Consider the following 13501-nt stretch of genomic DNA (forward strand, 5'->3'; position numbering starts at 1 on the left):
GCACGACACCTTCAGCCACACCGAGACCACCGTTGTCATGAAGGACAACAAGGACGATTAGCCATTCTGACCAATACCACCCGGCCTTTGACGAGAAAGGAAGATCACCATGGGACTCTTGAAAGCTGGATTGGGAGCTGCCGGCGGCGTCATGGCCGACCAGTGGAAGGAATTTATCTATTGCGAATCGATGCCCGCTGACGTCTTAGCCTGCAAGGGCAGCAAGCGCACCGGCGGCCGCAGCTCCAACACGCGCGGCGAGGACAACGTCATCTCCAACGGCTCCGTCATCGCCGTCAACGACGGCCAGGGCATGCTCGTGGTGCAAAACGGCAAGATCATCGAGGTCGCGCTGGAGCCTGGCGAGTTTGTCTTTGACACCGGCAGCGAGCCGAGCGTCTTTAGCGGCAACCTGGGCGACTCCATCAAGGAGACGTTCGCCAATATCGGCAGCCGCTTTACCTTTGGCGGCGACGCGGGCAAGGACCAGCGTGTCTACTTCATCAACACCAAGGAGATCATCGGCAACAAGTACGGCACCGCCTCGCCCGTGCCCTTCCGCGTGGTCGATAACAACATTGGTCTGGATGTCGACATTTCCGTGCGCTGTAACGGCGAGTATTCGTACCGCATCACCAACCCGCTGCTGTTCTACACCAACGTGTGCGGCAACGTGACCGATAGCTACACGCGCGATAAGATCGACAGCCAGCTTAAGTCCGAGCTGCTCACCGCCCTGCAACCCGCCTTTGCCAAGATCTCGGAGATGGGCATCCGCTACAGCGCCATCCCCGGTCACACCACCGAGCTCGCCCGCGCGCTCAACGAGGTCCTCTCGGCCGACTGGCGCGACCTGCGCGGCGTCGAGATCGTGAGCTTTGGCGTCAACTCCATCGCCGCCTCGCAAGAAGACGAGCAGATGATCAAGGACCTGCAGAAGGCCGCGGTCATGCGCGATCCCACCATGGCAGCAGCCAACATCGCCAGCGCCCAGAGCGACGCGATGCGCGCGGCAGCGGCCAACCCCAACGGCGCGATGGCCGGCTTTATGGGCATGGGCATGGCAGGTGGCATGGGCGGCATGAATGCCAGCCAGCTGTTCGCCGCCGGCCAGGCACAGCAGCAGGCTGCCCCGCAGCCGGCTCCGGCTCCCGCCCCCGCACCGGCTCCTGCCGCTGCCCCCGCGGCCGGCACGTGGACCTGCAGCTGCGGTGCCACCAACACCGGCAAGTTCTGCCCCGAGTGCGGCAGTCCCGCACCCGCCCCGGCACCGGCCAAGTGGTTCTGCCCCAACTGCGGCAGCGAAAACGGCGGCAAGTTCTGCAGCAACTGCGGAACGCCCAGGCCCTAGCCCCTCTATCCGGTAATTGGCGGGGAGGTCCGCCACCCCCGCATTTGCTTCTATGGGTTTCGTTCGATAAAGGAGGACACCATGAAGACAACGTTCAAAAAGTCCGCACTCGCATTTCTGACATGCGTCCTGGCGCTCGCCTTTGCCCTGACGGGCTGCAGCGGCGGCGGCAAAGACCCCAAGGCCAACTTCGTCGGCAGCTGGGAACTCTCGGGTGGAACCGTGGATGGCGAAGAGCTAACCGATGAGTACATGAAGATGCTCGAGGATTGGGGTGTCCACTGCGTCCTGATTCTCGATGAGGACGGTACAGGTGCCCTCGACCTGTTCCTTGAAGTCGTCGACCTTAAATGGGAGGCAAAGGACGCCACCACCGTAACCCTCACCGCCGAAGACGAGTCGTATGACATGAAGCTCAAGGACGGCAAACTCATCCTCGAAGAAGATGACGGAAATCTTGTCTTTACCAAGTCCGACAAGGACCTGTCCGGCACGGTGAAGAAGGATCGCGAGGCGGCCGAGAAGGAAGAGGAGATCGATGAGGCCGTCGAAGACGAAGATGTCCAGAGCGTCGAAATCTCCCCCGCTGTCACCGTCGCCGATGACGACCTGTGCACCATCACCATCACCGAGAAGTTCAAGGACGACTGGGGCGACATCGGCTTTGTCGTCAACATCACCAACAAGAGCGACAAGGACCTGACCTTCTACGCTCCCTCCGGCAAGACCAATGTCAACGGCACCATGAAGGACCCCTGGTTCTCGGCTCACCTGATGCCCGGCACCAACGCCACTGAGGAATTCACGTTCTCGAACGGCGAGCTTGACAGCCTTGACGACCTGGTCAACACGACCATCGGCATCGACGCCTACCTGACCGATTCCTACGAGGACGTCGCCTCCTACACCGCAACCATCGCGTAGCGGCACGTAACATCAGCCGCGGATTGGCGGACGCATCCGCGCACACCAGACGGGGCCGCAGGAGTTAATCCTGCGGCCCCGCCGTTTTTATGCCGATGCGCGACGAGCTTTAGCGCTCCATATTGGGGACGATGCTGCCCTCGGTCACCGCATGCACGGCAAGACGCATGATGTTGTCGTAGCCGGTCTTGCTCAGGATCTCCGAGATGCGACGCTTGATGGTGCCCTCGCTCATAAACAGCTCGGCCGCGATCTCGCGACGGCTTTTGCCCTCGCAGGCAAGGCGCAAAATCGATAGCTCGACATCGTCGAGGGCCGCCGTGCCCGAGAAAATGCTCTCGGGTGGTTTGGGAAACGTGCAATAGCCCGCCAGCGTGGAGCGCATCACGGCGAACAGCTCGTCGATACCGACATTCTTGTACACAAAGCTATCGACGCCCGCCTCGCGGGCCTGATCGACAAAGGTGATCTCGGGCATGCCGGTCATGATAATGATGCGACACTCGGGCAGCTGCTCCTTGATGCGCGCCGCCGCCACGATGCCGTTGGAATCATGCTCGGTGCATACGTCCATCAGTATCATGTCCGGACGCTCCTTGAGCGCGACACCTAAGGCCTCGGAGGCATCGGCGATCGCGGAAACAACGGTCATATCGGGCTGGTCGCCAACGGAGCGTGCCAGGCTCTCGCGCAGGATGGCCTGGTCTTCGACTATAAGGACGCGAATCATGAGCTTCTCCTCCGAACAGCAGCGTTGGGCGTAAGCGGAATGGATACCGTAAGCGTAAAGGGCGGGGCGGCGTGGACCTCTAGGCTGCCGCCCAGATTCTGTGCGACATGCCTCATACCAGGGATACCCGTTCCCTCGCGATACGATACGGGGGCCGGCGCGCCGTCATTAGAGATGGTCATGCGCGCGATGTCGCATCCGTTCGACTCCTCCTGCCACAGGTGCACATGGACCTGGTGGGCCTGCGCGTGCTTGGTGGCGTTGGTCGAGGCCTCGCGGATAATCTGCAAAAAGGCCGCCGCGACACGCGCGTCCTCAGGCAGCGCACCCTCAACATCGATCTGCACACTCACCAGGCCAAAAGCATGGACGATATCACCCAGCTGCTCTGCAGGCTCGCTGGCGCCGCCACTGCGCAAATCGGCGGCGATTGAGCGCAGCAACGGGTCAATCTGCTCGAGCGACTCATCGTCCAGACGCCCCTCCTCCAAATAGCGATGCAGAATGGACAGGCGCTGCCCGATCACATCGTGAACGCGGGCGCGCATACGTAGGTAGGCCGCATTGTCGGCAACTTTTTTGACTTCTTCGATCTGGGCTTGGAGCTCTTGGCCCGCAAGCTCAAGCAGGTGGTTGGCTTGCGCCAAGCGGTCATGAGCATGCGCGTACTCTGTCACATCAAGACCGATAATGCGCTCGAACGAACGGCCCGAAACCATAACACGATCGCACACAAATAGGCGAATCTCGGCGGGAGAGACCTCGACCACCGCCCGCGCCTCGCCAAAGCGGTCCAGATTAATCCGCACACGGTTCCTGCTGCTTTCGGGCATTTGCATGCTAAGTTTGCGCAGGTCGTTCCACGTGCTGCTCATGTCGCGTAGATCGGTTGGCATATGAAGCTCCACCAGGTTTTTACGCATGCAGCGGTTCATGAGCAGCGGACGGCCCCTCGGGTCTAGATACAGGATGCCCACGGGAATCACGTTGATGGTCTCGATCGTCGAGAACGTGGTGATATCCTCTTGGCGGTTACGGACGTCCATCAAGAGCGCCGCGATGGAACGGAACAGGAAGAACGCTCCCTCTGCGATAAGGACAACGGTCCACGCCAAGCCCATGGCAAAAACCACCGGCGGTGTAACGGCGACAACAAGCAGCAGCTCGACCAGCATGACGGGGCGACGATAGTGCACCATAAGCACCACGCCACAGGCAAAGATCGCGGCATTGAGCCACAACGCTCCGCCCATTGCCCTGGCGCAAACGTCAAGCGGCGCCACCAGATGCGAGCCAGACGACGCGAACAGGATAAGCGCCGAAATCATCAGATGAAGCACAAGGCTCGCCTCGTAGGCGCAAATCACCTTACGGTTATAGGACGAGCGGCGCGACGCGATAAGCGGAACGTGAATGGTCTGCAAGCACGCCGCCAGGGCAAAGGCCACGTCGAGCGCAACAATTTGAGGAAGGATGAGCGAAATCTGCATCGTCACTCACCTGCCCGCGGCATCAAGACGATCATGCGCAGCTGGCCGGGCTCGCCCTCAAAGCGGTATACCACGTTGCGCCCTTGCAGAGCGCTTTCGAGCTCTTGCGCAGCGGGCGTCTGCGAAAGATCTTCATCATCGTTGGAAAAAAGCGTGGCACGCAGCTCGACACTGCATCGGTCATGGTCGCCCAAGTGATACATAAGCGCCGGATGGTCGGTGGTGTAGGCAAAAAACGCAAAGTCGTACACGCAGTCGTACAGGGCGCTTACCGTACTGGCGTGCAACGGGCGCCGTATGGCGATAATCGAGGCGCAATCGATATCGATGGTGCGCAGGTCGCTTGCGAGCTCGTTGGCAATGAGCTGAATGCGGTCGCGATCAAAACCGCTCTCCCCGTGCTGCGCCAACGTGAGCGACCCCTTGCGCTTGCAATAGGCGACGAGCATCTTGGCGCGCTGCAGCATGCGGTAACGCTCGTGCGAAGACGCTTCGTCGGTCAACGGCGGCAGCGAGCTCAGTAGGTCGTACATCCCTTCGAGCGCGCGGGCAAGCGCTTGGTCCACGTCTTGGACCAGCAAGGTCTCGGCCTCTTGATCTGCCAAATGCGTCTTAAGGTCGTAGTCGGCGGCGAGCAGCTCGTTTTGACGCTGCAGCTCCATGCGACGATGTGCCAGTTCACGGTTAAGCTCGTTGAGCTCCGACACGTCTTGGGCAAGCAGGGCCGATCCGCCCAGCAGTGGAAAGGCGCGATACATTACATCGGGATCGGACGCCACGGCAAAGGCATGGGCGCGGCCGTGCTCCTGGGTCCGCAACTCCTCGCGCACGCCTACCGGCATTGGCTTTGACACCGGCGTGGCATAGGCCTCCTGCAGGTCGCGCGTTAGAACTTTGAGGTCGAGCGGCAAGGTGTCGAAGATGCCGGCGATGTCGTGATACGACGGAATGACACCGCAATCGAGACAGATTTCCATCGCCACCACGCACAGGACGCAATAGACGAGCGAAAAGTTGAGCCTCCATGCCCAGGGCACGCGCAACGCATACGAGACGGCAAAGAATGCGCCACCCAGCAGTACGAGCGCCGCCGTGCCTGAGAAACGCTGGATGCGAAAGGACGAGGACCGACCAACCAGGATAAAAAAGGCCACGAAGTCAAAGGCCGTCCACACGAGGACGGCGAAATAGCCCCAGCCGTACGTGTAATCGTTGCTCCAGGTGTCGCTCGTACGGTCAAAGCGGAAGACCTGCTGGTGAAAATCGTTGGTGAGCACAAATCCGATAAGCAGGATGGCCACAATCCACAGCGCGGCGCAGTAGCGGCGACCCAGGCGGTGTTGCTCCAGGCCCGCAAGGCGCAGACCACACAACTGGTAGAGCAGCGGAATGAGCGTCATGGGCACGTAGTACAGGTACCACAGCACGGTGGCATAGAACGGCGTGAACGACTTGTACTTGAGAATGACTTCGATCATCCACAAGGCGCAGATGGTGGCGATGGCAACAAGGCGGCGGCGCAACACATAGTCCAAACAGCGCAGATAGACCGATACGCCCCAAATCGAAAATACAATTGCGGCGACAAGCAACGGGAGAGAGCTCGAATGGACGAGCGCATCCACGACCTCTTCGGACACCTCGCTATAGGCGGGCACGGCGTTGGAAAGTTTGGGATCGAAGGCGAACAGCGCCGGCAAGGCTGCCAAAAGCATGAGGAACAGTGCGGTGATGGCGCCAGCGAAAGCAAAGACGCGGTGACGGTATACCTGATGTGTTATGCCAACCAGGAATCGCGGCATGGCGAAGAGCCTGCCGCCCCTGGGATCCGCCACGGGTGCGGATCGGGCGGCCGCATGGCCAGTATGTCGTGCGCGGGTACCCATAGTGCTTTTAGTGTACCGACAGGCAGGCTCAAAAAGCGGGCCACATGTCCCAAAATCCGCAGACGGCAAGGCGCCCGGCGAGCACATACTCGCCGGGCGCCTTGGTAAGGAGACTATGAGGATGAGCACGCGAAATCCACAGCGGTCAGGCCCGCCCCCTAAGGGCCTGAGGTGCTCAAGATTGGGAGCGACAAGCCCGACGAAGCGTACTTAGGTACGCGAGGAGGGCTGGAGCCCCAAGGTTGAGCGCCTCAGTGCCCTTAGGACAGGTCCTCACCATTAGAAGCAATAACTTTCTCGTACCAGTCGAAGCTCTTCTTCTTGGAACGCTTGAGGGTGCCGTTGCCCGCATCGTCGCGATCGACGTAGATGAAGCCGTAGCGCTTGGACATCTCGCCCGTGCCGGCAGACACCAGGTCGATCGGGCCCCAGGTGGTGTAACCCAGCAGGTCAACGCCGTCCTCGGTCACCGCGTCGCGCATCGCGGCGATGTGCTGGCGCAGGTAGTCGATACGGTAGTCGTCGTTGATGGAGCCATCCTCCTCGACAACATCCTTGGCGCCCAGGCCGTTCTCAACCACAAACAGCGGCTTCTGATAACGGTCGTACAGGTCGTTGAGCGTAATGCGGAAGCCTAGCGGATCGATGGCCCAACCCCACTGGCTCTCCTGCAGGTAGGGGTTCTTGGCGCCGGCGAAGGCGTTGCCCTGGGTGCGCTCGACATCGGGGTTATCGGCACCGGCGGAGCAACGGGTGCTGTAATAGCTAAAGCTGATGAAATCGACGGTGTTGGCAGCCAGGATCTCGCGGTCCTCGTCCGTCATGCCCACATCGATGCCCAGACGCTCGAGCTTCTTGACGGCATAGGCCGGGTAGTAGCCGCGGCTCTGGACGTCGACGAAGAAATAGTTGCTCTGGTTGTCAAGCTGCGCCTGGCGCACATCGCCCGGACGGCAGCTGTAGGGGTAGTAGCTACCTGCGGCGAGCATGCAGCCGATCTTGACCTCGGGGTCGATCTCGTGGGCAATCTTGGTTGCCCAAGCGCTGGCGACGAGCTCGTTGTGGGCGGCCAGGTACTCGACGGCCTCCTTGTTCTCGCCCTCCTCAAAGACCAGTCCGGCACCCATAAACGGCAGGTGCAAGATCATATTGATCTCGTTGAAGGTAAGCCAGTACTTCACCAGACCCTTGTAGCGGGTGAAGATCGTGGTCGCGAGGTTCTTGTAGAAGTCGATGAGCTTGCGGTTGCGCCAGCCGCCGTACTCCTTGATGAGGTGAATCGGGCAGTCGAAGTGCGTGATGGTCACGAGCGGCTCGATGCCGTGCGCCTGACACTCGCGGAATACATCCTCGTAGAAGGCCAGGCCAGCCTCGTTGGGCTCGGTCTCATCACCGTTGGGGAAGATGCGGGTCCATGCCAGGCTCATGCGGAAGGTCTTAAAGCCCATCTCGGCAAAGAGAGCGATGTCCTCTTTGTAGTGGTGATAGAAATCGATGCCGGTCTGCGCGGGATAGTAATAGCCGTCCTCGAAGTCGAGCATCTTGCGCTGGCCGGAGACCACCGCGTAGCGCTCGGGGCCGTGCGGAGCCACGTCCACGTTGGCAAGGCCGCGGCCGTCCACGTTGTAGGCGCCCTCGCACTGGTTGGCAGCCGTCGCGCCGCCCCACAAGAAGTCTTTACGGAAAGCCATGCATCGATCCTTTCATACGCTGCTTGTCGTGGTTTCAGTATCCCCGCAAATAGGGCCTCGCTCAACGACAGCGGCGCAGGTCGACACTTCTTTTCGCACACGGCGGCTCGACAGCCGCCCCCATCTGACACTTTTTGATACCCGCCTGCCCAAACCACCACAAAGGGGACAGGCACCTTTGTGGTGGTTTGGGGCGGTTTGTCTCGATCTGTAACAGGTAGAGACGATTTAGCCCGCTAGATGTTACAGATTGAGACGGAAGATTCTAGTCCACGGCGATGTCGAGGTTCTTTCCGATGAGGCCTACGTAGCCGCCTTCGCCGGCGGGATATTTGACTGAATAGGGAAAAAAGGAAAAAATAGGAAAAAAAGGAAAGGAGACTCATGACTGAAACCATCTTCTCCCCCTCATTTGGAAATCGCCCGTCCTATCTGGTGGGGCGCGGGAGCGTGATTTCGACATTCATCTCTGGCCTTGAGCAGGAGCCGGGCAATCGAGACCGAGCCATGCTCATGCTCGGCCAGCGAGGCAGCGGCAAAACGGTTCTGCTGTGGGAACTTGCCGATCGCGCACGCAAGCTCGGCTTTGTTGTCGCCACGCCCACCGTAGCCTCCGAGGATATGCTCGAGCGCATTGTTGAGAAGATCCAGGAAGCGGGCGAGCCCTACGCCAACAAGCATCGTCTCCCCAAACTTGCGGGCGGCAGCCTGAGCGTCTTCGGCTTCTCAGCCGGCCTTGAGTTCACGCGCGATGTGCAGGAAACTAAGAGTTTTCAGTTCAAACTCACGCAGCTGGCACGCAAGTTAACCGAGCAAGGGCATGGCATCCTCATCCTCATCGACGAGCTCCAGGCAAACTCGCCCGAGATCAGACAGCTCGTCACCGCCTATCAAGAGCTGGTCGGCGAGGGGCTCAACGTCGCGCTCGTCATGGCGGGCCTCCCGGGAGCAGTCTCCGCGACACTCAACGACCGCGTACTGACATTTCTCAACCGCGCACGCAAGGTCACGCTCGAACCGCTTTCAGTTGGAGATGTGGATGCCTACTATCAGCGAGCTTTCGAAGAGCTCGACCTTGATATTCCAGGCAATCTTCGGCTGGACGCTGCTCGCGCAACTCAGGGCTCGCCCTACATGCTGCAGCTCATCGGCTACAACATCGCCAATCGTTGCCAGGCAGGAGAACACGTAACACCAGAGCAAGTCGACGGAGCAATCGAAGCGTCAAAGGCCGATTTCGAAAACGATGTGTGCGAAACGACGCTCGCCGCGCTATCGGACCAAGATGTTGCGTTTCTCGCTGCAATGACCGATGACGAAGACGGCGTGTCGCGCATTTCCGATGTGGCCGAGCGCATGTCAGTCACACCCGACTATGCGCAAAAGTATCGCCGGCGTCTCATCGACGCCGGCGTAATCGAACAGGCGCGCCGCGGTTACGTGCGCTTCGCCGTACCATATATGGCTGACTACCTGCGCAGCCAACTCTAGGCAGCCACCACAATGGGGGCAGGCACCTTTGTGGTGGATTGGGCCCGGTTTGTCTCGATCTGTAACAGTTGGGCCGCCAAAACCGGGCTTGGTGTTACAGATTGAGATTGTTCGGTCTTTCCCCTGCAGTTTGTCTAAATCTGTAACAGGTAGAGACGATTTAGCCCGCTAGACGTTACAGATTGAGACGGAAGATTCTAGTCCACGGCGATGTCGAGGTTCTTTCCGATGAGGCCTACGTAGCCGCCTTCGGCTGCCTTGGGGCTGTCGGCGTGGCAGAGAACCCACTTGTCGGCCTTCCAATAGCAGTAGCTGTCGCCAGCCGCGGGCATATCGGCCGCAGCCTCGGGGCGCGGACCATTGGTGCCAGCGGGCAGCGCGACCATCACCTGGAAGCCGCCCTCGTCGACCATGCAGGGCGTGTAGTGGAGCGTGGTGTTGAAAACCTCGACGACCTTGCCCGCCGGCACGCGGAACGCCTTGACGCACGCAGTATCGAGCTTGCCGTCCTCGATCTCCCAGCGATGTGCCACGAGCAGGATAAAGTCGCGTGCACCCAAGTTGAACTCGCTCGCGCGGTGGTACTCCAGGCAGTTGAGACGCGTGTTGTGGCCGTTGCACCAGCCGAGCTGGAAGGGACGGCCGCCAAACATGAGAAAGCCCAGTTTATCGGCATCCTTGACGCCCTCGAGCTCCGGCGCGCTTGCTACGTACTTGCTACCCTCGGGGATGGGCGTGGAGGCAAGCGCCCCGACGAGCGGAGCGGTCAGGTTGGACGGAACGTCGTTCCACACGCGGCCATAAGATTTGAACTCGGGATCTGATACAGAGTAGATATGCATGCTCGCTCCTGTTCGTTTATGGGACAGTATGAACATTCTAGAACTATCTCGTTCCGTTTTGAGCGCCCAGCATGAAAAAGCGCCCCACAAAGAGCGGGAGCGCTTCTGGCGCAAACGCTATTCCTACCAGCAGCCTTACGCCTGCTGATAGTGCAGGTGCTTCTCGTCGATATCGGCCAGGTCGCGGTCGAGATAGCGGCGCGCGAGCCAGTTTGCCATGGGGAGGTTCTGGTCCAGGTAGTTACCGCACTCCTCGGGAGCGGCTCCGGGGACATCACCCTCAAAGTCGGCGACAAACTCGAACAGCTCACGCACGAGCGGCAGAATCTCCTCGCTCGTCAGCTCACCAAACACGACGAGATAAAAGCCCGTGCGGCAGCCCATAGGGCCAAAGTAGACAATGCGGCTCGACCACTCGGCATGATTGCGCAGGAACGTCGCGCCCAGGTGCTCGATGGTGTGGCACTCGGCCGTGTTCATAACCGGCTCCTTGTTGGGCGTGGTCAGGCGCAGGTCAAACGTGGTGACGGCGGCGCCGGTCGCCGGATCGCGGTCGATGCGGCTTACATACACGCCGGGCTCGAGCAGCAGATGGTCAACGGAAAAGCTCGCGATGCGCTCCATGGCAGATCCTCTCGATAGTCAATTTGGGACGGGGCTCTTTTAGCTGGTTCGAATGGTCGCACCAATCATACCAGTCAAAAAAGCCCCGTCCCAAATAAGCTACCTGGGGCGGAGATCAATGAGTTTTTAATCCCCGTCCCAGAAAAATCATGCTAGGCAGTGTACGAGATGGTGGCGGCTACAGCGTGGCACCAGCCGGCGATCTTTTTGACGCGTTCGTCGGCGGTCATGGCAGGCTCCACGATGCCGCGGGCACCGTAGACGTCGACGACATCGCGCGCGTACATGCCCAGCGCAATGCCGCAGGCCCAGGCCGCACCCAGACCGCTCATCTCATCGTTGCTCGCGATGCGAATGGGCGAACCAACCAAGTCGCTCTCAAACTGCATCAGATACGCGTCGCGCGTGGGACCGCCATCAACACGAAGCTCGGCCAATGCCGCACCCGAATCCTCGACCATCGCATCAATCACGTCAAAAATCTGATAGGCGATCGACTCGTCGGCGGCCTTCACGAACTCCGCGCGACCCGTGGTACGCGTCATGCCAAAGACGCAGCCCTCGGCGTCACTCGCCCAGTGCGGCGCGCCCAAACCGGTAAACGCCGGCACAAAGTAGACGCGGCTCGCCGGATTGGCAGCGTAGCACAGGTCGGTAACTTCCTCGGGGTTATTGATGAGTTCCAGATCATCGCGCAGCCACGTCTTGACGGCGCCGGCGTAGCTCACGTTGCCCTCGAGCACGTACTCGGTCACGCCGTCCATGCGCCATGCAAGCGAGCTCGAAAGCCCGTGCGAGCTGGCAACAAACTCGTCGCCGACGTTCATCATGACCGAGCTGCCGGTGCCATAGGTCGCCTTGGCCATACCGCGGCTGTGGCAGCCCTGCGCGAACAAGGCGGCATGGCTGTCACCCAGCACGCCGTGAATGGGCACGGGCGCCGGCAAAAAGCCGCCCAGGTCCGTCGTGCCGAACAGGCCATCGGAATCGGTCACCTGCGGCAGGCAGGCCACGTCGACGCCAAAGGCCTCGCACACTGGCTCGCTCCAGCAGCCACGGCGCAGGTCAAAGAGCTGCGTGCGGCTGGCGTTAGACCAGTCGCAGCGGAACTCCGCGCCGCCCGTGAGCGTCCAGACCACCCAGGCATCGATGGTGCCCAGGCACAGCTCGCCCGCTGCCGCGGCCTCGGCAGCCGCGGGAACGTTCGCGAGAATCCAGGCCATCTTGCCCGCCGGATAGTAGGGCGAGAGTACCAGACCCGTCGTGTCGCGCACCAGGTCGGCCACGCCCTCGCGCGCGGCCAGCTTGTCGCACAGCTCGCGGGCGCGGGCGCACTGCCACACCACAGCGTCGCACAGCGGCTCGCCCGTCGTGCGGTTCCAGGCAACGGTGGTCTCGCGCTGGTTGGAGATACCGATGCCGGCGACGTCGGCCGGGTCGACCCCGGTCTCCTCCACCACGGCACGCGCCACGGCCAGCACATTGGCGGCAATCTCGGCCGGATCATGGCTCACCCAGCCGGCCTCGTTGACGATCTGGCGATGCGAGCGGTCGGCACGATGAATCAGATGGCCGCCCTCGTCCACCAGCAGCGCCTTGGTGCCCTGCGTGGATTGATCGATTCCGATGATGTATTTGCTCATGTACTCTCCCATTCCTTCCGCCAAATCAAAGACAGACTGACGGACAAGGAGCGAGCGGCCACCAAGTGCCGCAGATTGCCGTGAGAGAGGAGCGCCGCGTACTCTGCGTACGCAAGCGACGGTTTGAACGGCAAGGTGCGGTGCTTGGCGGCCGCGCAGCGTCTGTGTCTACTAGTTGCCGAGGAACTCGGCGACCGTCTTGGCGATTCCCTCGCCCGTCAGGCCGTAGTGCGCAAAGACCTCGGGGCTCGTGCCGGTGATGACCGGCGCGTCGGGCAGGGAGAGGCACTTGACCGGACGCGGGCAATGCTCGCCCACCACCTGCGCGACCATAGAGCCCAAGCCTCCGAAGGGGCTGTGCTCCTCCACCGTCACGACGGCGCGCGTGGCACCGGCTGCCTCAATCACGGCCTCGGCGTCGAGCGGCTTGACGCAGTACATGTCGAGCACCGTTGCCGAGATGCCCTGCTCGGCCAGCAGGTCGGCGGCGTCCACGGCATGGCGGACCATCTCGCCGGTGGCGACAAGCGTCACATCGGTGCCGCGACGCACCCAGGTGGCACGGTCCATCTGGAACGGGCACTCGTCCTCGGTGTACACGTCCTCGACCGGATTGCGCCCCACGCGGATGTAGGCCGGCTTGTTATCGGCGACCAGGGCGCGCACGAGCTCGGCGGTCTGAAAGCGATCGCTCGGCAGATACACGCGCATGTTGGGAATCGCGCTCATGGCGGCGATATCCTGCGCGGAGTGGTGGCTCATGCCCAAGGCGCCGTAGGACACGCCTCCCGAAATGCCGATGAGCTTGACGTTGGTGTTGGAGTACGAG

11 protein-coding genes are annotated in these 13501 nt (G+C 61.1%); 3 read left to right on the forward strand and 8 right to left on the reverse strand.

The annotated features are described in order from the left end of the window. Positions 1–109: 109 nt before the first annotated feature. Together ABG996_RS10330 and ABG996_RS10335 are read left to right on the forward strand one after the other, a co-directional pair. Positions 110–1351, forward strand: coding sequence for an SPFH domain-containing protein (locus ABG996_RS10330; protein WP_035136605.1), 1242 nt, complete (start codon positions 110–112; stop codon positions 1349–1351). An 81-nt stretch (positions 1352–1432) separates the two neighbouring features. Beyond that, entirely contained in the window at positions 1433–2275 is an 843-nt protein-coding gene (locus tag ABG996_RS10335) for a hypothetical protein (protein WP_347478409.1), read from the forward strand. Positions 2276–2384: 109 nt separating this feature from the next. Here ABG996_RS10335 and ABG996_RS10340 read toward each other — a convergent pair whose 3' ends face one another. The 4 genes from ABG996_RS10340 to ABG996_RS10355 form a co-directional block, all read right to left on the reverse strand. After that, entirely contained in the window at positions 2385–3005 is a 621-nt protein-coding gene (locus tag ABG996_RS10340) for a response regulator (protein WP_195919558.1), read from the reverse strand. After that, positions 3002–4495: a sensor histidine kinase gene (locus ABG996_RS10345; protein WP_347478408.1), complete on the reverse strand. Its 1494-nt coding sequence runs from the start codon at positions 4493–4495 to the stop codon at positions 3002–3004. The genes ABG996_RS10340 and ABG996_RS10345 overlap by 4 nt, the downstream gene beginning before the upstream one ends. A gap of 2 nt (positions 4496–4497) precedes the next feature. After that, entirely contained in the window at positions 4498–6297 is a 1800-nt protein-coding gene (locus ABG996_RS10350) for a histidine kinase N-terminal 7TM domain-containing protein (RefSeq protein WP_347478407.1), read from the reverse strand. A gap of 344 nt (positions 6298–6641) precedes the next feature. After that, positions 6642–8072 (reverse strand): 6-phospho-beta-glucosidase, encoded by a 1431-nt coding sequence (locus ABG996_RS10355; protein WP_347478406.1) that lies wholly within the window; start codon positions 8070–8072, stop codon positions 6642–6644. Between the two features lie 384 nt (positions 8073–8456). Between ABG996_RS10355 and ABG996_RS10360 the strand changes: the two genes are divergently transcribed. After that, positions 8457–9563, forward strand: a complete 1107-nt coding sequence (locus ABG996_RS10360) for an ATP-binding protein (protein WP_055285337.1) — start codon at positions 8457–8459, stop codon at positions 9561–9563. A 197-nt stretch (positions 9564–9760) separates the two neighbouring features. Here ABG996_RS10360 and ABG996_RS10365 read toward each other — a convergent pair whose 3' ends face one another. The 4 genes from ABG996_RS10365 to ABG996_RS10380 form a co-directional block, all read right to left on the reverse strand. Further along, a complete protein-coding gene (locus tag ABG996_RS10365; RefSeq protein WP_347478405.1) occupies positions 9761–10405 on the reverse strand; it encodes a DUF4867 family protein in 645 nt (214 codons plus the stop codon). Positions 10406–10540: 135 nt separating this feature from the next. Next, positions 10541–11029, reverse strand: coding sequence for an S-ribosylhomocysteine lyase (locus tag ABG996_RS10370; RefSeq protein WP_118094890.1), 489 nt, complete (start codon positions 11027–11029; stop codon positions 10541–10543). Positions 11030–11181: 152 nt separating this feature from the next. Continuing rightward, positions 11182–12672, reverse strand: coding sequence for an FGGY family carbohydrate kinase (locus ABG996_RS10375; RefSeq protein ID WP_347478404.1), 1491 nt, complete (start codon positions 12670–12672; stop codon positions 11182–11184). A 171-nt stretch (positions 12673–12843) separates the two neighbouring features. Further along, positions 12844–13501 (reverse strand): transketolase family protein (locus ABG996_RS10380; protein WP_347500986.1); only part of this gene is annotated, 658 nt, incomplete at its 5' end.

Origin of the sequence: Collinsella aerofaciens, assembly GCF_039836695.1 — a bacterium.
Lineage (GTDB): Bacteria > Actinomycetota > Coriobacteriia > Coriobacteriales > Coriobacteriaceae > Collinsella > Collinsella aerofaciens_BD.